Below are 18727 nucleotides of genomic sequence, written 5' to 3'. Positions count from 1 at the left end.
CTATGTTTAAGAAGAAAGACTTCATTATTATTTTCATAATTTTTGTCGTTATTATCGGGGCACTGCTTTTTAATCATTTTTATTTCAGTCAAAAAGCTGCTTACGTGAAAATCACCGTTAATAATCAAGTATATCGTACTGTTCCTCTAGAGATTGATCAGACAATTAAGATTAGTGATAAAAATATGATCGTGATCAATCACGGAAGTGTACATATGAAAGATGCTACTTGCCCTGATAAATTATGTATCAAACAAGGAACGATATCTAAAAATGGTGAACAAATTATTTGTTTGCCTAATCAAGTTGTTATTGCAATTGTTTCTAATCAATATAACGATGTTGATTCATCATCCAAATAGGAGGCCCCAATGACTAAAAGAATTACCTATTTATCTTTACTAATCGCAATCGCAATTATTCTCGGTTATCTTGAAACCTTTATTCCTATTAACTTTGGAATTCCTGGTGCAAAACTCGGCCTTGCTAACCTCATCGGATTAATTGCACTATATCGCTTTGGATTTAGAGACGCTTTAATCATCACTCTCCTGCGAGTTTTTATTATTGCCAGTGTTTTTACTAACTACTATATGTTTTTATATAGTTTAAGCGGTGCTTTATTAAGTTTAGTCATTATGGTTCTTTTAAAAAAAACCAAACTCTTTTCAACTTTGATCATTAGTATTTCCGGCGCAATCTTTCATAATCTAGGACAAATCCTAGTAGCCTTAATTTTCTATGGTTTTAATATTATTTATTATCTACCTTATTTAATAATCTTATCACTTATTACAGGTAGTGTCATTGGTATCTTAGGCCAAATTATTTTAGCCAAACTACCTAAACAACTATCATAATGAATTGTTTTTTACTAAAAAAAGGAATTTCTTCCTTTTCAAACAACAATATAACTCTCATTTTTAGCAGCAAATGAAATGATCATGTAATATTTTATATTGGGAGAGAAAAATAATCTACATGATCACTTACTTTGCTACGATAGTACTATACTCCTTAAACATTACTTTAAGTCAATCTTTTTTTATTAAACTAATTGCCGATTCATCCATTTTCCACTAAAATAGCGCCAGATAAAGAAAATACAACGAACTCCCCAATCAATAAACATTGCAATCCAAACACCAATTAATCCAAGATTCATATATTGTCCCAAAACATAACTAAAGCATAATCTAAATATTAGCATTGATGCAGCTGAAACTATCATCGTAAACTTAGCATCATTTGCTGCTCTTAAAGCATTTGGAAATGTGAATGACGTAGGCCAGATTAATGCTGCAATAATTGCATGTAAAAAGATACATTGGTATGCAAGGTCCGTCGTTTCTTTTGATAATGAATAGAATGTTAAAATTGAAGGTGTTGCAATAATTAAAACTACAATTAATCCAGCCATTGAAAGATAAGTAATTTTTAATAACTTTTTAACATAATATTTTGCTTGTTTATAATCATTTGCACCTACACATTGACCTACAACCGTCACCATCGCCAAAGACATTGCCATCCCAGGAATAATCTGCATTTGAGCCAAGTTATTCGAAACAGCATTAGCTGCAATTGAATATGTCCCAAAAGTTGCAATTAAACTTTGTACTAAGATTTTCCCTAGCTGAAACATCCCATTTTCTAATCCCGAAGGTATCCCAATTGCTAAAATCTTTTTTATATACATAAAGTCAAATTTCCAATGAAGATAATCATTTACACATACATCATTATCCCGATGACTTAACATCTTTAAAATTACGATACAAGCTACTGCTCTGGCAATCAGCGTTGCTAATACGGCACCAAATACCCCCCATCTAAAAACGAAAATAAAAATTGCATTTAAAATAATATTAATAACATTCATGACTGCACTATTAATCATCGATATTTTAGAGTTACCAATTGCCCTAAATAATGCTGCTCCAGAGTTATATAATGCAATAAAAGGATACGACATTGCTGAAAATAAAAAATAGATTTCTGCATTTTTCATTACATCTACTTCAACATTTCCAAAAACCATGTGTAATAATGGCACATTAAATGCAATAACTATCACCATGATAATTACTGACAATAATGCTGTAATCAAAATCAACTGTTTTGCTGAATACTTTGCCTTATCTTTAGAACCCTGTCCAATAAACTGGGCTGCAACTACTGCTCCCCCTGTTCCTAATGCAGCAAAAATATTGATTAATAAAATATTAATTGCATCAACCAGCGAAACTGCTGATACTGCTGCTTCGCCGACGCTAGCAACCATAACAGTATCTGCAAAACCTACAGTAATTACTAATAATTGTTCCACAACCAAGGGAATAATTAATTTTTTTAATGCTTTGTTATCAAATAACATTCCTCACGCCCCCTACAGTTACCTATTATACGCCCATATTCTTTTGAACAAAGTAAATTTCATTTTCTGGAAAAGCAAAAAAACCTCACAAATGAGGTCTAAAAACAAATTATTAGTCTAACAATGCTTAAACAAAGTTATCAATTCTGTTGAGGTCAAGTCTCGATATTCCCCTAAAGCTAATTTTTGATCAAGTTCTATACCTGCAAAAGCAATTCGTTTAAGTGTACACACTTCATTTTGACATGATTTAAACATTTTTTTAATTTGATGATACCTCCCCTCATTGATAGTTACTAAACAATGGTATTCATCAAGTATTTCCAATAAACTAGGTAAACATTGAACCTTGTGATCAATCACTACACCATCAAAGAATTTTTTAATCAATTCATCTTTAAGCGGAAATTTAGTAGTCACATAATATTTTTTATTAACATGATTTTGTGGTAATAATAATTTTTTTGATAGTGAAGTGTCATTAGTAATTATCAATAGCCCTGTTGTATCAATATCTAAACGCCCTAAACAATAGCAATCTTCTCGCCCAATCAGATCAATTACACACTGATGATATTTATCATGATTTGCACAAAGATAGTCAGCCGGTTTATTCATCATATAATAAACAAATGGCTGGGCATTTAATTGAATATGATGATACATAATAATATCATCCGCCTTTACTGGATAACGAACATCTGTAATTACTTGATCGTTCACCCTAATTTCCCCATGCCTAATCAAGGTTTTACATATCTTGTGATTCCCTAGTTTATTCTTCATTAAAACATAATATAGATCTTTAATTCGACTCACCTCCATTTTAGAACTTCTTTAGCAAACTTTTTAGCTGCCTGGATATCCTTTTTATCAGGATGTCCAAAGTTTTTAAAAATAAAAGCACTTCCTTTACATGAAAACACCGGTCCATAAATTATTCCCTTTTCTTTAAGCTGTGCTTTAACATTAGTAAATTGATCTGTTCCAAAACCGTTAGCAGAAAATAAAATAACCTTCTTAACTTTATTAGCATCAAGTTGTGCTACAAACCTAGTTACTTGTTCAGGAATATTTCCTCCTAAAATTGGACATCCTAAAAATAAAATATCTGCTTTAACATCTTGCACTTGTTTAATATTTTTAGCATCGACTTGAAGTTCGTCAGCAATTGCCTTCGCAATTTTCTTATTATTCTTTTTACTTTTATATATTACTTCAATCATCCTTCTGCCCCCTTTTGACGATTTTTAAAAAATACTTCTAAATGATCGATCCCATGCATTAATTTAATTGATAACTGATAATACTGAGTGATTTCTTCATTACTAAATTCACTAAATAAAGCTTGATGTACCTCATCTGTTAATTCTTCCATATCTTTTCTAAAGCGCAATCCCTGTTTACTCATTACCACACATAACGAACGTGCATCTTTGGGTGACTTCTCTAAAATCACATATCCCTGCTTTTCCAAACTCAGTGCTAATTTTTTTACATTTTGTCGTGAACACCCCATCACTTTTGCTAACATGCTTAAATCAGGAGCATCAGTAAATGAAGTCATCGTAGCCATTAATAACCATTGTTTACTCGTCATTTCATTGTAACGATCAAATATCGCATGTAACTTATTCTCCTGAATAAACACACCCGCAAATAACAGTTTTTTGACCCATTTAGGATCCTGTCCTAATAATTCATAACTTGATTTTTTCATCATTCTCTCCATATCCGTAACTAGTTACTTATTTTTATTATAGTAACTAGTTACCAATCTGTCAATAAACAAATACTTTCATCAGATTATTTCATAATAAAAAGTTATAATGACTTCTCACTATAACCTCTAAAACAGATATTTTAATTTTCGATTGATCTTATTACTTTACAGGGATTTCCACAAGCAACACTATTAGGAGCAATATCTTTAGTCACAACACTGCCTGCTCCAATTACACAGCCATCGCCAATCGTTACCCCTGGTAAAATAACTACATTACCACCTAACCACACATTATTACCAATTTTAATTGGTAGCGCTTGTTCTAAACCAGTATTTCTAATTTTATATTCGGTAGGATGAATAGCAGTATATAGACCACATGAAGGTCCTATATAAACATTATCTCCTAATTCAATTCCACCACCATCCATAAAATAACAATTACTATTAATAAAAGCATTTTTACCAATTTTAATCTTATTTCCATAATCACACATAAAGGGACTTATAAGCTCTATGTTTATAGGTTGATAACCTAACAAACTTGTAATCACTTCTAATCTTTTTTCATAACTGCTAGGTTTTATGTGATCTAGATCAAAACACAAATCTTTAGCTAATACTCTTTGTTTTAATAATTCTTCATCATTATTTGCATCATACCACATTCCTAATTCCATTTTTTCACGTTCTGTCATTTTTATTTCCCCTTTATTCCTTCTTTTAACCATTTCATACTAATCTCTGCACTAGGATACCCTGCAATTAAAATTGCCTGTGCATGTACACCATAATCACCTGTTTGTACCACTGCTTTACAACGATCACGCATTTCATAATATTCAGGAATGTAATGCATCGAATGAATATTTTTCTTTCCCAACAAATCAACCAGTAACTGATAATCTTTTTGATTTACTTCAATCATATCTTCTGTGACGATTGCTCCTTCAAAATCACCACAAGCAACTAGTGTAGTTACTATATCCTCAAAACTTGGTGAACCGGTCACTACTTCTACATCTATATATTCAACACTTGAATCCAGTGGGTATAGGGCTTTACTAGATGTTCCACTGCCAGCATCAGCAATAAATAACATCTCACCATGACGCAGACTAGCAACAACTGCTGCCAAACGTTCATGAAGAATTCTCTTTTTTGGTTTCACACTTATCTCCTTATTTATTAAAAGTCTTTTATTAATTAATAATTATAAGTTATCTAATAAAAAAGTCAACAAATAAAACAACTGTCCTTGAACCGTCCTAATCAAATAAATAGATGAAACAATCAAATTATTAGATTTGAAGTTATCAAAAATAATAACTTCATTTATTATTTAGAAATAAACAGGTTAAGCTATGCAAATATTATTACTATAGTGTTCAGTCTCATATTTCATAATCTTTTTATTTTCTGGTATTGAACATCAAACTGATAAATCTGATGATAATACTGTTCGTCCAACAAACATATAAATCCATATTTCTCTTTCAATTCAAGGAAAGATTTATGATTATTTAGATGTTCTTTGACAATTTCTAATTTATACGCTTTAGCATACTTTTGTCCCCTCAACAATATAAAAGTTCCTATTCAGTGTTTAATTATTTACACTATCTAGGAGGTTTTTATATCAATAACAGTTGTTTTATTTGTCTTGTTTAATGAAACTTTCTCTAATAACTTCCTGTATTCCCAATAAATAATCATTTTCATAATTAGCACAATACGTTAATTCAGGCATAAATTCACTTGGTAAATACTCTAAACAAATCTTCTTGATTTTTAATATATCATCAGCCTCAATAGCTTCACCTGTTAAAATCACGATTGAAGGATTTATTATCGATGCTACACAACATAATGATAAAGCCACATCTTCTGGTGAATAATCAAAGCATAACTGTTCTTGTTTTAGGTATTTAAAAAATGGTAAATATAAGATTTCACCAGCAATACTATTTTCTCCTTCTATTAATTTACCATTAATAACACTCCCACAGCCAGGTCCAGAATTTAATGGAAACGTCACATAACAAAGATCCTTTTTATTATTATGTAAATAGCAGCCATAAGCAGTATAATTCATATCATTTTTAACAACTGTCTTTAATCCTGTAGCCTTCTCGATTTCAGCTTTAAGATTTACATTTTTTAAATTAGGAATATCTGATTCAATTACTATCTCTTTAGAAATTATTGCCGGTACCCCTAAACCAATTATTTGGATTCTCGAATCTTGTGATAAAAGATATTTAATGAATTTTAAAATATCCTCTAATTTTAAATCATTTACTAATTCTTTACCCTGTTTTAGTACACTTGCAAGGGCATCAATGATTTGCCAGCAAAGATAATCTCTGCCTCTTTTTCTTTGTACAAATAAACACAATGAATGAAAATATTCTGGATTCAATCCATATTTTTTAGTAGGACGACCTTTTTTTAAATAAATAATTTCTTTTTCAACAACAGTTCCATTATCCAAAAAATCATTAAGAATCGTTCCTACTGTAGCTACTGTCAATCTTGAATAATTAGCTAGTTCTTTTTTTGTCACTTCTTGATGTCTTAATAACAATTTCAAAATGATTTGATCATTTAAATCTCGTAGTTTTCCAGTTCCAATTCTATTCACATTTATCAGCCCTTTTCAATTATTTTTGATTATATCAGTATTTTTAAAAGAAAAATACCCTTTGTCTCCAAAGGGCTTTTAATTCAAGTACGTCATTAACACATTCATTATTATATGATAAAAATGTCTTTTGGGCAACTGACAAAAAGAGAATATTTAATTTTTTTATTTTTATATTGACTTATAGTTAACTCTAAGTTCTATACTATAAATGTAGAAAAGATAAATACATGAAGGAGGACTTAAAATGAAAACATGGTTAATTACAGGATGCTCTAGCGGAATTGGACGCGGCATTGCTAAAGCGGTATTAAAGAAAGGGGATAATGCTGTTGTTACTGCTCGTGATACAAGTAAAATTGCCGATCTAGTCGATCAATATCCAAATACAGCTTTAGGAGTGGCTCTAGATATTACCAAAAAAGAGAGTATTAGTGCTGCAGTAAAACAAGCACAAGAAAGATTTGGAACAATTGATGTATTGATCAATAATGCTGGATATGGATATCGTTCTTCAGTTGAAGAAGGTGACATAGATGATGTTAATCTTTTATTTAATACTAACTTCTTTGGGCCAATCGAACTAATTAAAGAAGTATTACCACAAATGCGAGCTAACAAAAACGGTGCTATTGTCAACGTATCATCAATTGCAGCGGTTAGATCGGGTGTAGGTTCTGGTTATTATGCTGCTAGTAAGGCTGCTTTAGAATTAATGACTGATGGTCTAGCTAAAGAATTAAAACCGCTAGGAATCAAGGTCATGATAGCACAACCAGGTTCTTTCCGAACTAATTTTTATGATACTTCACTAAAAGGGACTAAAAATAAGATCGATGATTATAACGAAACAGCTGGGAAAACTCGTAAAGAGAATGTCGTTAATCATAAAAATCAACCTGGTGATCCTGATAAAGGTGGTCAAGTTATTGTTGATACAATTGAAAAAGACAACTATCCTTTCCGTCTTCTCTTAGGTAGTGATGCTACCAAGATCGTAGCTAGTGCTTTAGAAGAAAGAATTCAAGAAATCGAAACTTGGAAAAATATTAGTAGTCAATCAGATTTTGAATAGAAGTAAAGCCTCCTAATAACCGGAGGCTTTACTTTGATTCAGTTATTAAAATGTCCAGTACAAAAATGTTCAATTATTTCTAAAACTTCTGTTAATTTATCTGTTTCAATATAAACTTGAGTCTCTTTAACAAATTTATTAATAAAATTATCATCAAAATTTCCATCAGCTTGTCTTTTGAAACTTTCTTTTAATAAATGCTGTGCTGCATCTTGATACTCAGGTTTCACTCTTTTTAAATAATATTCATAAAACTTAGTTTGTCCATCTTTCACATTCCATTCACTCCTTGCATCTATCATTACCACAATTACTTTAATAATACTTAGTAATCTCATTTTTATTCATTGCTTATACATATAAAATCATTTTTCCTAATAAAATACACTCCTTTAAACTAACGATTTTCACAATTTCCAAGATATATTTTTCCATTTCATAAACTAACTTATCTACCTATAATGTAAGTTAACACGAAAAAGCAATAATCCCCGGCTCTAAGACACTAACAATCAAAATCTTCCAGAAATAAGAGAAGACTGCCATGATTAATTATATCTGGCATACTTATCCCAATTTTTCTAATATCTTGGTATTTTATTAATATAACATTTAAAATATCATATATATCTTCTAAAATGGTTCAATTCTTAGTAAGTTCTTCATCAAGAATAATAATATTTTGTTCATCATAAATACGATGCATCAACCAAACCCGCTCACTGATTCTAATGACTGAGATACATAAGATCTTAACACCTTTATGGGTTGCCATTTTCAATGACAAGGGTTCAAGTGATATAACTTTTTCCCTCAATATGATCAATCTTATCTTCAATCAATGTAAGAGCATGTCTAGCATCATATTTAGTAAAAATTTGTGGTGCTTAAAACAATTACATCATAGTGATTTCCTACTGCAAATAGCTTACTATAAGATATCGTAAAGAACTAGTTGTTAATCCACCAGTACAACTGAGCAGTACTCTAATTAGTGGCCGTATAACCAGTTTTTATACTCTCTACTATTTTTTCAAATACCCCAATCGTTTGCTTAAGCGTCCTCACTTGAAAATGCAAATAAAAAATGCGCAAACCCAATATCTAGATTTACACATTACTGTTACTTGATTATTCGAATTATAACAACTCAGTTTATTAAAAGCCAAGAAAAGATTATTTTACTAAAATAAAAAAGCCTATACGGCTTAATAAAAAAATAAAAATAGTCACTGATTAAAACAAATAGTGTCAATAGATATTTTAGGGAGTAGTGACTATTTATACAAGTTATCTACCTTGCACTATTATAATCTCTCATGAATGTTAATTTAATATGAATTAATCAACCTTTTTATAAATTATTTTATTTATTTTTGAAATTTAAAAAAGTGCATCTTTTTAAAGATACACTTTTTATTATCAAATTATTCAGCAGCTTCTGCAGCTTGTTTGTTTTGATATCTTTCATAAGCAATTAAGAATGGTGCATAAATTAAGATAGATGCTACGATTGCAATTGCTTGAGATACAGCACCCATGATATTAGCTCCTGTAGTTAAGAAACCATGTAAGATAGGTGGTGTTGTCCAAGGTGTATTGATTACAGCTTTTGGACAGAATCCAATTACAGTTAATACATAACCAAGCATTAAAGTAACGATTGGTGCTAATACAAATGGAATACCTAAGATTGGGTTTAATACCATTGGGATACCAAATGTAACTGTTTCATTGATGTTGAATAAACCTGGTACTAATGAGATACCTGCGATTGTACGGTTATCTTCACGTTTTGAGAAAACTAAGATAGAAATTACTAAACCGATTGTAACCCCAGAACCACCAAATTCACCGAACATTTGTAACCATGCCATTGCGAAGATGTGTAAATCATCACCTTTAGCATTATTTGTTTTAGAGAATGTTTCGATATTTTCTAACATTAATGGTGTAAATAATGCTTCTTTTACTGCAGCTAACATGTTGTTACCATGAATACCTACTAACCAGAATAATCCGATAATGATATAAATAATGATTACCCCTGGAATAGTTGATCCAATTGCACCTAAAGGTCCTTGGATATAAGTTGAAATTACGTCATTTAAATATAATCCAGTAACTAATTCACATCCACGTCCAATTAACGCAATGATTGCTAAAGTAATTACAGCTGGAATTAAAACTTCGAATGCACGAGCAACACCTGGAGGTACTGTTTCAGGCATTTTTAATTTTAATCCTTCTACTTTACGTAATGCACAGAAGATTTCTACTGAAACAACCCCAACGATCATCCCTGTAAATAAACCTGTTGCTCCTAAAGCACCACCAGCAACACCTGTAAATGTTTGTAATGCTCCATCAGCTGTTAATTCTAATGTTTGTTTAGCAGTGTCTACTAATGCATAGTTAGCCCATCCACTTTGAGTTACTGCTAGCCAGCAAGCAAGTCCTAATAAACCTGCGAAGTATCCAGTTTCACCATTAGCTTCACCGATTTCTTGAGCGATACCAAAAGTAATCCCAACTGTGATACAAGAAATTGTTGCGAATTGCATTGCTGCAAACGCTGGGTTAATTACTTCTAAAGCCATGATAGGTTTCCAGAACATACCTAACCCTGAATCTGCATTAACTAATACGTTACACCATAAAACCCCGATCGCACCTGCGATAGTCAAAGGCATGAATGTTTGGAACGCATTTTTAATTGCAGATAAATACTTATTTTGCCCACACCACGCACCAACGCGGCCAAGGACATCTGCCATTTTGTCCATAATTCTTTTCCTCCCTTATTGACTACCTAATAATAGCAAAGGGTGAAATACTTGGAAACGCTTTCCCCACATTCTGTAAGAGTCTTACAATTTTTTTAAAATATTTAAAAATGATATGTAAATTTATTACATATCATGATCTGTCTTTTTTTCATATTTTTGTTCACAATTTATCTTTCTAATTAAGTTAGGATAATAGTCTTTTTGAAATAAGATTGAAAAGATTAGATCCATTAAATAATCACTACTTAACTTTGAAGAATAGGTTTCTATTTTCGAAACAATATTTTCTTTACTACACATTGTTAAGCAATAATTCGCCCGTTTTCTTAAATAACTATCATTTATTGAAGTAATTGCAATAATAGTTCCCTTATTATCCACAATCCGATCAACTATCGTTTTTATTTCATGACTCTCACCAGAATAAGATATCACGATTGCAACTGTATTTTTATTTACAAATAAAGAACGCTTATCTTGATCATTTGGTGAAGATTTAAAATTAACAAAGTGATCGATCGAAATCATCCGATGCTCGAATAATAGTCCCGAAAGATACGAAGCTCCAACAGCAAAAATATCAATAACTGATGTTTTTAATAACTTTTCAATTACTTGATTAAGTACATCATAGTCGAGTAATGCTTTAGTCGCCTCAATCGTATCTTTATATAACTCGCCTAACTGATTTGTGACTTCTTGAATACTATCATTCTCTTTAAAAGGTCGATTGTAATCAACATCAGTTTGATAACTAGTTAAAACTGATGAAGCAAAATTGATCTTAAAGCTATTGTAGTTTTTTTCACCCAGTTTCTTGCAAAAACGACTGATCGTCGCTGTTGAAGTAAAAGTCGCCTCAGCTAACTCAACTAAACGCATATTAGCCACTTCTTCTTTATGATCAATTATATAATTAGCAATCCCTTTTTCAATGTCACTAAATCCTTTTTTGTATTCCAGTTTTGATAATAAACTCATAAACTACCCCCGAATTACTTTATAAATATTGTCCCAAATTTTTTTCCATTATAACACTAATAAGGGCATGTTAGTCTTTTTTAACACTATTTTAACACTATTCTTTTTTGATTTTTCTAAAATAAAAAAGCCCTTTTGGACTTTTCATCATTTAGATTAAATAGTCACTAAATTAAAATATGAACTGTCAATAGATATCTTATGAGAGTAGCGACTATTTCTACAAGCCAACTAGCCTGTGGAAATATAATACTCCATTGTTTTATAAAAAAATATAAATTTATATAATTCAGGATAGTATTTTCAAAATTAGCAATTTTAAATATTAAATTATGAAAATTTTTTACATAATTTATTTTTTATTTTCAAAGTCAATTACTTTTAAAGCAGTAGTAACATTACTTTGATAATCCTTTACAAGTAAAGACACAAAAATGACATCTAGAACATACATTGTTGCAGTAAATGATGTAATCACTTCTAAACTAAGGATATCTTGTGACGAGTAAACATTGAGGTAAATATCACAATAGTTTTGTAATTCACCCTTTTTACCACCAATTGCAATAACATAGATTCCTGCCTTTTTTAAATATTTAGCAATCTTGATCATCTCACTATTATTGCCAGTAAAAGAAATAAGTATGGCTACACATTGACGACTATTTTTTTGTGATAAAATGAAATGTTCATTGATTCCACTATGTGCATCGCACTCTTTTCCTAAAGTCATGATTTTAAAAGCAGCTTGACTGGCAATCGTATAACTAATTCCTGTTCCATAAATAGAAATACGTTTAGCTTGAGATAAACGATTAATCACCTGAATCATTTTATTTTGATCTAAATCCAGCCTTGTCTGTACTATTGATTTATCATAAATAGTTGGGATAACTTTAACAATATCTTGATATGTACTGTTTTCATCAACCGGTTCATCTTTTAAAAGACTACTAATTCGACTTAATTCATTATACTCAAATTCAACCTGGCGTTTAAATTCTTGATAACTATTAACCTCCAGCTTTTTACAAAGACGTATTACTGTAGCCTTACTCGTATAAGTTTCTTTTCCTAATTCTTCCACTGATAATTGATATAACTGTTCAGTATGTTTTAAAACATACTCTGCAATTAGCTTTTCGCTATTAGTAAAGCGTTTCCTCTCCCTTAGCTTCTCTAAGATCATCACTATCACCTCATCTTTTCCTATTATGACATAGATATCAAGATGAAACAAATTTGAACTAATCAATTATCTTTTTATTAATTAAAATAAAGGAGATTGAAAATCCTCCTCCATTTTACAAAACAGCTAAATATCATTTAAACTTTCACCGTTCGTTGCAATAACTTTTTGATACCACCAAAAACTCTTCTTGGGATAACGCGCCAACGTTCCACTAAAATCATCATGCACATCAACATAAATATAGCCATAACGTTTAGATACTTGACATTTTGTATTAGCAACAATATCGATTGGACCCCAACTTGTATAACCGAGTACTTCTACACCATCTTTGATTGCTTCTAAAACCTGCTTTAAATGCTCTTTTAAATAATCAATACGATAATCATCATTTACTGTATAACCATATTGTTCATCTACAACCAAAATATCCTTTGCTCCAAGACCATTTTCAACAATAAATAACGGAAGCTGATATCGATCATAAAATTGATTAAGAATATATCGCAACCCTTTAGGATCAATCTGCCAACCCCATTCAGATTCTTTTAAATAGGGATTTTTAACTCCGCTCATTACATTTCCCCGAGCTTGTTGATTAAGTTTCTCATCAGCTGTAGCACAATAACTCATATAATAACTAAAAGAAATAAAATCGACTGTATTTTTTAAAATTTCTTCATCTTCTTTCGTGATTTCTAAATGAATATGATTTTCTTCAAAAAAACGTAGCATGTATCCTGGATATTTTCCCCTAACATGGACGTCAGCAAAGAATAGTGACTCCCGATCACGTCGGACTGTTTCCTGAATATCTTCAGGCTGCGGGGTCAATGGATAGATTGGACTCCCTGCAATCATACAACCAATTTTAAAATTCGGATTGATTTTATGAGCTATTTTTGTTGCTTGAGCACTTGCAACAAACTGGTGATGAATTGCCTGATATAAAACTTCGGGATTAATTTGATCAGCTTTTCCTTTAATCCCACCACCATTAAAGGGGGCATGAAGAATAACATTTATTTCATTGAATGTTAGCCAGTACTTAACCTTATTACAATAACGTTCAAAACATACTTGAGCAAAGTTAAGATAAAAATCAATTACTTTACGATTCACCCATCCTCCATAATTAGTCGCTAGATATAAAGGCATCTCGTAATGTGATAATGTAACTAGGGGTTGTATTCCATATTTAGCTAATTCATCAAAAACATCATCGTAAAACTGCAAACCCTTTTCATTAGGAACCGTCTCATCACCATGCGGGAAAATACGGCTCCATGCTATCGATAAGCGTAATACTTTAAATCCCATCTGAGCGAACAATGCAATATCTTCTTTATAGCGATGATAAAAGTCAATTGCATTTTTCTTTAAATAATTATCTAATGGCGGAATTGCTTCATTACCAAATACCCCTTCAGGCAAAGCATCAGCCGTTGAATAACCTTTGCCATCTTCTAAGACTGCGCCTTCACACTGATTAGCCGCTATTGCACCACCCCATAAAAATCCTTTAGGAAAATTTTTTTCTACCATCTTCATGACTACACCTCTTGCAATTTATTTAGTGCAAAAGTCAATACCGCTTTTCCATCCATCTTGCCATAATCGCGCATATCTATTAAATATGCTGGTACTCCATTAGCATCATCCGCAATACTTTTTTCTAGATAACGCACCTGTGGTCCTAAAAGAATAACATCTGCATCTTGGCTGTGATTTTTTACTTCTGTTGCTCCGACTGCCCAGATTTTTGTTTCAATTCCTTTTTCCTGTGCTGCTTGTTCCATTTTTGTAACTAATAGACTAGTTGACATTCCACCAGCACAACATAATAAAATTCTTATCATTTTAATTTTCCTCCATCTCATCAATTCTTTCAATTTTAAAAATTACTGGTCTTGTCCCATCACTACAACAAGCAATCATCATCTTTTCATCATTAGTCCAGCCTTTCATAATTGAGCCACCTTGCAAAGCTGCATAAATATAGCGACTGACGGCATCCCAAGCCTCACTGCAAAACTTTCCATTCATCATATTCCAAAAATCATCTTTGCCATTACCACGCTCCAAAATAAATTCCTGTCCCTCTTTAAACAATGGACATTTACCAACTTGCGGATCCGCTAAATATTGATCCGCTAAATCTTGATAATACTCTCTTCGTAATACCGTAATTTTACACTTAGACATCTGTTTGCTCCTTTCAAATCCTTTTTTCTACACTTTTAATTTAACATCAGAAAATAAAAGAAACAACAGGCTCGTAAACTGTTGTTCCAGTGTTTCATTTATATATTATTTTTATAATTTATTTTGATACTTGTGGTCCACTAAAGGCATTTTTTAATCGTTCTAAAGCTTCTTTTAAGACCCAAGTAGGGCAAGCGATATTAATTCTTTCAAACCCTTCTCCTTCTTGACCGAAGACATATCCCTCATCTAAATATAGATCAGCAGCAATCATTTTCTTCTCTAATTCTAGATAGTCATAACCTAAATTTCTAAAGTCTAGCCAAGCTAAATATGTTCCTTCTAATGGATATACTGTAACTGATGGAAAATTTTTCTTGATAAAGTCTACCAGTATGTCATAGTTATGATGAATCAATGTCTTAAATTCAGCTAACCATGCATCTCCTTTAGTATAAGCTAACCGTGTTGCTTCAAAAGATAATGTGTTTAATGTAAAAAATCCTTTTTTCTCTTGTTGCGCAATAAATTTAGCTCTTAATTCTTTATTCTTAATAATAATATTAGATCCTTGCAAACCTGCAATATTAAAACTTTTACTTGGTGCTGTACATGTTACAGTAATATCTCCAATCACTTCACTTAAAACAGCAATTGGATAATGTGTATACCCCGGCATAGTTAAATCTTCATGAATCTCATCACTAAGAATTATAATTCCATTATTTAAGCAAATATCCGCAATTTTTTCTAGCTCTTCTTTTTTCCATACACGCCCTACAGGATTATGAGGATTACAAAGAATCAATAACTTTGTATTTGCTTGTTTTGCAAGTTCTTCAAATTTATCAAAATCAATTTGGTAACTATTTTCATGATTTATTAAAGGACATCTTTGTACTCGACGATTATTTAACTCAATTGCCCGATAGAAAGGATAATAAACTGGCGTAAAAATAATTACTCCGTCATTTTCTTCAGTAAATGCAGTTACCCCATCGCTTAACGCTGGTACTACACCATTAGATAAAACGATCCATTCTTTTTCAACTTGATAATTGTGTTTATCCTTCATCCAGTTAATTACTGCATCGTAATAAGCTGCTGTTCCATTTGTATAGCCAAATACAGGATTATTCTGCATAAATTCAAGCATCCCTTCAGCAATCTCTGGTGCTAATTTCAAATCTAAATCAGCGACTGAAAGTGGAGCTATATTTTTAGCAACTGCAGGATTATGATCTTTCATCCCGTTCCATTTAGCAGAACCATTTTGACTCCGATCAACTAATGTTTCAAAATCATATTTCATTTCTCTACCTCCATTATTAAGCACCTATATAGTTAAGTACCTTAATAATAGTATACTCTCACAATTTATAAAGTCAAATAAAAAGAATCATAACGATTCTTCATTGTCTTGTGCATATTCTTTATTTAAAGCTCTTTGAACCTTAATATAAATATCTATTTCTTCATTGCTAAAACTAATTAAATTCTTAAAATAACGTTTCATAATTTTCTTATCAAACTGACCATGTAAATCAAAAATCTGCCTCCCGCCAACCGTTAAGTATAAATTATACTCACGATTATTATGAGGATTCTTGGTTCTTGAAATTAATCCTTTTTGTTCTAGCTTCTTTAAAATTTGACTGCTGGCACTTAATGTTTTTTTTAATTCTTTAGCAATCATCGAAGCATTTATTCCAGGGTGATTTCCAATTATTGCAAGAGTGTGAGTTTCTACTGGATAAAGCATCACTTTGCCAAATTGTCGAGGTTTACTATCATATTCTTGTATTAAATCATAACTTTCGTCAATTACTTTAATCATATTATCAAATCGCTCTTGATCCACAAAAATCACCTCAGGTATCATTCTATCAAATAATAACCAATGTTGCAAACAATCATAAAAAGACTGGTTTTACCAGTCTTTAAAGGATTACATTAAATGTGATTCTTTGGTTGTGTATTCTTGAACTACTTTTTGAATCTTTTGTGGAGTTTCTGGTTCTAATGGATACCAGCCTTTAGAATACATAAGATCAAAGACCTCACGTTGAATCTGATATACCTCTTTTTGAATATCTATTAATTTATTTGCTAGTTGTTGATGAGAGCATTCAATGATAAAAGTCGTATAATCACTTAATAATGATTTTAAACATAATAGAACATCATTGATTCTATCATAATCATTAAACGTATTTTCATTTGGTAAAATTGGTTGTTTCGTTGGATTTGAATAATTTTGATTATCCATTTAAACACCCCAATAATTCACTATAATGATTTTTAATTGTGCTATTAACACGTCCTAAAGTCATCTTAATATCATTATCTTCAACACTTTCTTCGTAAGCTTTTAACTTCTTCGATAATACATATAAACTATTCAATTGATCATTAAAAGAGCCACTATCTTTAGTAGATATCATTTTTGGTGGTTGATTCATAAAATTCCTCCTTCAATAATATTTTGGTTCTTTTATAAAACAATTATGCATAATCATATACAAAAGATTAAAATAAAAATATTTTTTATTTTCTACTTATAAATTTTTCAAATCTGACTAATACTAGAGTATCTTTATTAAAAAATAAAAAACATTATTATCTTCAATAATGTTTCTTTACCAAATTAACAGCCCTAAATTTTTATCCTGCTACTTTTATTTTATTTTCAATATATGCCATTACTGCTTCTTTAGGGATATTTAATACCGCTGCAAATTCTTGATGCAGTAGATCTTCTGCTTCTTTTTTGTACCGCTCATCAGTTTGACTCAATCGCTTATTTTGTAACAATAAATTTTTTTGCTTTGCTTGAAGATTACAAATCAATTGAATCAAGCCATCACAAGTATATTGACTTATCGTTTCTTTGTAATAATCTGTTAATTGTCTTAAATTTTGATTTTCAATAATCTCTTTTTGTACTTTAGGATGTCTGGTCAATAATCGTTCTAACTCCTCTATCGAAATCAAATGACGCATATATACTTGCGTATCAATTGGCACATACGTCTTACCGTCCATAAAAATAGGATTTAAAGTATAATACTTTCGGGAATTGGGCTGCTTACCAATACTAATTACTCCAATATTTTCAATCCTACAAACACTTTGATTACCATATATAATCAAATCTCCTTTTTCATACACATAACCACCTAGCTTTCTATTAAGTATATGCTTAATATATCTATTATACCGCACTATTAGTTACTATATGCAAAAGTAATTAAAATATACTAAATTTTCTTTTTTATGCAGCTAAAGACTACATCTTTTTATATTTGATTTTACTATTTAAATCTTGTTAATAATTTCAACAGTTTTACATGTTTCGTATATCATTAGGGCTTGCTTTAGCAATGATGGTGACAGTATTTTTTAGCTAAAAACCTTTATTGTTGTAATATCGTTAATCCAACTAGAATTTGTTAAAACAGTAAGATAGATTGACCATCGTTTAATTGGTATTTCACTTTCCATTCAATATTTTATTCCTAATGAAGATACTATTTTAGTTGAAATATTATTAGGTACTTCGGTTTATTTTTACCAGAATATAAATATAAATAAATTATCAATATTGACAGTGCGCTAAATATATCGATCGATGGTTCTTTTAGATACTAAAACAGCAATAGAAAATCAACTTATTAGTTTAATCAGTGAAATATTTATTTCATGACCAAACTAATATTATCTACTAACTAAAAAATG

The 18727-nt window shown here is 30.9% G+C and carries 23 protein-coding genes; 3 read left to right on the top strand and 20 right to left on the bottom strand.

Going from position 1 to position 18727, the window contains the following annotated elements:
• Positions 1-2 precede the first annotated feature (2 nt).
• Complete coding sequence (locus tag EYR00_RS02860; RefSeq protein WP_008792218.1) at positions 3-362, top strand: NusG domain II-containing protein; 360 nt, start codon at positions 3-5, stop codon at positions 360-362.
• Between the two features lie 9 nt (positions 363-371).
• Positions 372-860 carry a Gx transporter family protein gene (locus EYR00_RS02855; protein ID WP_003538835.1) on the top strand — a complete coding sequence of 163 codons (489 nt, stop codon included), beginning with the start codon at positions 372-374 and terminating at the stop codon, positions 858-860.
• A 188-nt stretch (positions 861-1048) separates the two neighbouring features.
• Here EYR00_RS02855 and EYR00_RS02850 read toward each other — a convergent pair whose 3' ends face one another.
• The 7 genes from EYR00_RS02850 to EYR00_RS02820 form a co-directional block, all read right to left on the bottom strand.
• Entirely contained in the window at positions 1049-2377 is a 1329-nt protein-coding gene (locus EYR00_RS02850) for an MATE family efflux transporter (protein ID WP_003538837.1), read from the bottom strand.
• Between the two features lie 117 nt (positions 2378-2494).
• Entirely contained in the window at positions 2495-3163 is a 669-nt protein-coding gene (locus EYR00_RS02845; protein ID WP_227174087.1) for a 16S rRNA pseudouridine(516) synthase, read from the bottom strand.
• Between the two features lie 29 nt (positions 3164-3192).
• On the bottom strand, positions 3193-3603 hold the full coding sequence (locus EYR00_RS02840; protein ID WP_003538848.1) for a flavodoxin family protein: 411 nt from the start codon (positions 3601-3603) through the stop codon (positions 3193-3195).
• Positions 3600-4097 carry a MarR family winged helix-turn-helix transcriptional regulator gene (locus EYR00_RS02835; protein ID WP_008792221.1) on the bottom strand — a complete coding sequence of 166 codons (498 nt, stop codon included), beginning with the start codon at positions 4095-4097 and terminating at the stop codon, positions 3600-3602. The genes EYR00_RS02840 and EYR00_RS02835 overlap by 4 nt, the downstream gene beginning before the upstream one ends.
• A 143-nt stretch (positions 4098-4240) precedes the next feature.
• On the bottom strand, positions 4241-4801 hold the full coding sequence (locus tag EYR00_RS02830) for a sugar O-acetyltransferase (protein WP_009008682.1): 561 nt from the start codon (positions 4799-4801) through the stop codon (positions 4241-4243).
• Positions 4802-4803: 2 nt separating this feature from the next.
• Positions 4804-5274 carry an RbsD/FucU domain-containing protein gene (locus EYR00_RS02825; protein WP_003538852.1) on the bottom strand — a complete coding sequence of 157 codons (471 nt, stop codon included), beginning with the start codon at positions 5272-5274 and terminating at the stop codon, positions 4804-4806.
• A gap of 483 nt (positions 5275-5757) precedes the next feature.
• Positions 5758-6747 carry an ROK family protein gene (locus tag EYR00_RS02820; protein ID WP_003538854.1) on the bottom strand — a complete coding sequence of 330 codons (990 nt, stop codon included), beginning with the start codon at positions 6745-6747 and terminating at the stop codon, positions 5758-5760.
• 247 nt (positions 6748-6994) lie between these two features.
• On the opposite strand from EYR00_RS02820, the gene EYR00_RS02815 reads away from it, so the two are divergent.
• Positions 6995-7822: an oxidoreductase gene (locus EYR00_RS02815; protein ID WP_003538862.1), complete on the top strand. Its 828-nt coding sequence runs from the start codon at positions 6995-6997 to the stop codon at positions 7820-7822.
• Positions 7823-7860: 38 nt separating this feature from the next.
• Here EYR00_RS02815 and EYR00_RS02810 read toward each other — a convergent pair whose 3' ends face one another.
• The 13 genes from EYR00_RS02810 to EYR00_RS02755 form a co-directional block, all read right to left on the bottom strand.
• The gene (locus EYR00_RS02810) at positions 7861-8160 is read right to left on the bottom strand and encodes a hypothetical protein (protein WP_003538865.1); all 300 of its coding nucleotides are present in this window, start codon (positions 8158-8160) and stop codon (positions 7861-7863) included.
• Between the two features lie 305 nt (positions 8161-8465).
• Entirely contained in the window at positions 8466-8597 is a 132-nt protein-coding gene (locus EYR00_RS15735) for a hypothetical protein (RefSeq protein ID WP_003538867.1), read from the bottom strand.
• A gap of 652 nt (positions 8598-9249) precedes the next feature.
• On the bottom strand, positions 9250-10608 hold the full coding sequence (locus tag EYR00_RS02805; RefSeq protein WP_003538868.1) for a PTS sugar transporter subunit IIC: 1359 nt from the start codon (positions 10606-10608) through the stop codon (positions 9250-9252).
• A gap of 126 nt (positions 10609-10734) precedes the next feature.
• Positions 10735-11592: a MurR/RpiR family transcriptional regulator gene (locus EYR00_RS02800; RefSeq protein WP_003538870.1), complete on the bottom strand. Its 858-nt coding sequence runs from the start codon at positions 11590-11592 to the stop codon at positions 10735-10737.
• Positions 11593-11944: 352 nt separating this feature from the next.
• Positions 11945-12781 (bottom strand): MurR/RpiR family transcriptional regulator, encoded by an 837-nt coding sequence (locus tag EYR00_RS02795; protein WP_022007345.1) that lies wholly within the window; start codon positions 12779-12781, stop codon positions 11945-11947.
• A 126-nt stretch (positions 12782-12907) separates the two neighbouring features.
• Positions 12908-14335 (bottom strand): glycoside hydrolase family 1 protein, encoded by a 1428-nt coding sequence (locus EYR00_RS02790; protein WP_003538878.1) that lies wholly within the window; start codon positions 14333-14335, stop codon positions 12908-12910.
• A gap of 2 nt (positions 14336-14337) precedes the next feature.
• Entirely contained in the window at positions 14338-14643 is a 306-nt protein-coding gene (locus EYR00_RS02785; RefSeq protein ID WP_008792227.1) for a PTS sugar transporter subunit IIB, read from the bottom strand.
• Between the two features lies 1 nt (position 14644).
• Positions 14645-14989, bottom strand: a complete 345-nt coding sequence (locus tag EYR00_RS02780) for a TIGR04076 family protein (protein ID WP_003538880.1) — start codon at positions 14987-14989, stop codon at positions 14645-14647.
• Positions 14990-15107: 118 nt separating this feature from the next.
• A complete protein-coding gene (locus tag EYR00_RS02775) occupies positions 15108-16301 on the bottom strand; it encodes a MalY/PatB family protein (RefSeq protein ID WP_040434413.1) in 1194 nt (397 codons plus the stop codon).
• Between the two features lie 87 nt (positions 16302-16388).
• Positions 16389-16850: a MarR family winged helix-turn-helix transcriptional regulator gene (locus tag EYR00_RS02770; RefSeq protein WP_008792229.1), complete on the bottom strand. Its 462-nt coding sequence runs from the start codon at positions 16848-16850 to the stop codon at positions 16389-16391.
• 87 nt (positions 16851-16937) lie between these two features.
• Positions 16938-17258 (bottom strand): spore coat protein, encoded by a 321-nt coding sequence (locus EYR00_RS02765; RefSeq protein WP_003538886.1) that lies wholly within the window; start codon positions 17256-17258, stop codon positions 16938-16940.
• Positions 17251-17451 (bottom strand): hypothetical protein, encoded by a 201-nt coding sequence (locus tag EYR00_RS02760; RefSeq protein ID WP_003538887.1) that lies wholly within the window; start codon positions 17449-17451, stop codon positions 17251-17253. Before EYR00_RS02760 ends, EYR00_RS02765 begins: the two co-directional genes overlap by 8 nt.
• Before the next feature lie 202 nt (positions 17452-17653).
• On the bottom strand, positions 17654-18160 hold the full coding sequence (locus EYR00_RS02755) for a CarD family transcriptional regulator (protein ID WP_008792230.1): 507 nt from the start codon (positions 18158-18160) through the stop codon (positions 17654-17656).
• Between the last annotated feature and the right edge of the window lie 567 nt (positions 18161-18727).

The sequence above is a fragment of the Thomasclavelia ramosa DSM 1402 genome, assembly GCF_014131695.1.
Classification (GTDB): Bacteria; Bacillota_I; Bacilli_A; order Erysipelotrichales; family Coprobacillaceae; genus Thomasclavelia; species Thomasclavelia ramosa.
Note: the sequence above shows the minus strand (reverse complement) of the source record. Positions and strands in the feature narration are given on the sequence as shown.

Coding starts and splice junctions, on each gene's coding strand:
- EYR00_RS02835 (WP_008792221.1), bottom strand. CDS start 4,097: ATGAAAAAATCAAGTTATGAATTATTAGGACAGGATCCTAAATGGGTC.
- EYR00_RS02860 (WP_008792218.1), top strand. CDS start 3: ATGTTTAAGAAGAAAGACTTCATTATTATTTTCATAATTTTTGTCGTT.
- EYR00_RS02830 (WP_009008682.1), bottom strand. CDS start 4,801: ATGACAGAACGTGAAAAAATGGAATTAGGAATGTGGTATGATGCAAAT.
- EYR00_RS02775 (WP_040434413.1), bottom strand. CDS start 16,301: ATGAAATATGATTTTGAAACATTAGTTGATCGGAGTCAAAATGGTTCT.
- EYR00_RS02765 (WP_003538886.1), bottom strand. CDS start 17,258: ATGGATAATCAAAATTATTCAAATCCAACGAAACAACCAATTTTACCA.
- EYR00_RS02845 (WP_227174087.1), bottom strand. CDS start 3,163: ATGAAGAATAAACTAGGGAATCACAAGATATGTAAAACCTTGATTAGG.
- EYR00_RS02855 (WP_003538835.1), top strand. CDS start 372: ATGACTAAAAGAATTACCTATTTATCTTTACTAATCGCAATCGCAATT.
- EYR00_RS02805 (WP_003538868.1), bottom strand. CDS start 10,608: ATGGACAAAATGGCAGATGTCCTTGGCCGCGTTGGTGCGTGGTGTGGG.
- EYR00_RS02795 (WP_022007345.1), bottom strand. CDS start 12,781: ATGATCTTAGAGAAGCTAAGGGAGAGGAAACGCTTTACTAATAGCGAA.
- EYR00_RS02780 (WP_003538880.1), bottom strand. CDS start 14,989: ATGTCTAAGTGTAAAATTACGGTATTACGAAGAGAGTATTATCAAGAT.
- EYR00_RS02785 (WP_008792227.1), bottom strand. CDS start 14,643: ATGATAAGAATTTTATTATGTTGTGCTGGTGGAATGTCAACTAGTCTA.
- EYR00_RS02840 (WP_003538848.1), bottom strand. CDS start 3,603: ATGATTGAAGTAATATATAAAAGTAAAAAGAATAATAAGAAAATTGCG.
- EYR00_RS15735 (WP_003538867.1), bottom strand. CDS start 8,597: ATGGCAACCCATAAAGGTGTTAAGATCTTATGTATCTCAGTCATTAGA.
- EYR00_RS02790 (WP_003538878.1), bottom strand. CDS start 14,335: ATGAAGATGGTAGAAAAAAATTTTCCTAAAGGATTTTTATGGGGTGGT.
- EYR00_RS02850 (WP_003538837.1), bottom strand. CDS start 2,377: ATGTTATTTGATAACAAAGCATTAAAAAAATTAATTATTCCCTTGGTT.
- EYR00_RS02810 (WP_003538865.1), bottom strand. CDS start 8,160: ATGAGATTACTAAGTATTATTAAAGTAATTGTGGTAATGATAGATGCA.
- EYR00_RS02800 (WP_003538870.1), bottom strand. CDS start 11,592: ATGAGTTTATTATCAAAACTGGAATACAAAAAAGGATTTAGTGACATT.
- EYR00_RS02815 (WP_003538862.1), top strand. CDS start 6,995: ATGAAAACATGGTTAATTACAGGATGCTCTAGCGGAATTGGACGCGGC.
- EYR00_RS02760 (WP_003538887.1), bottom strand. CDS start 17,451: ATGAATCAACCACCAAAAATGATATCTACTAAAGATAGTGGCTCTTTT.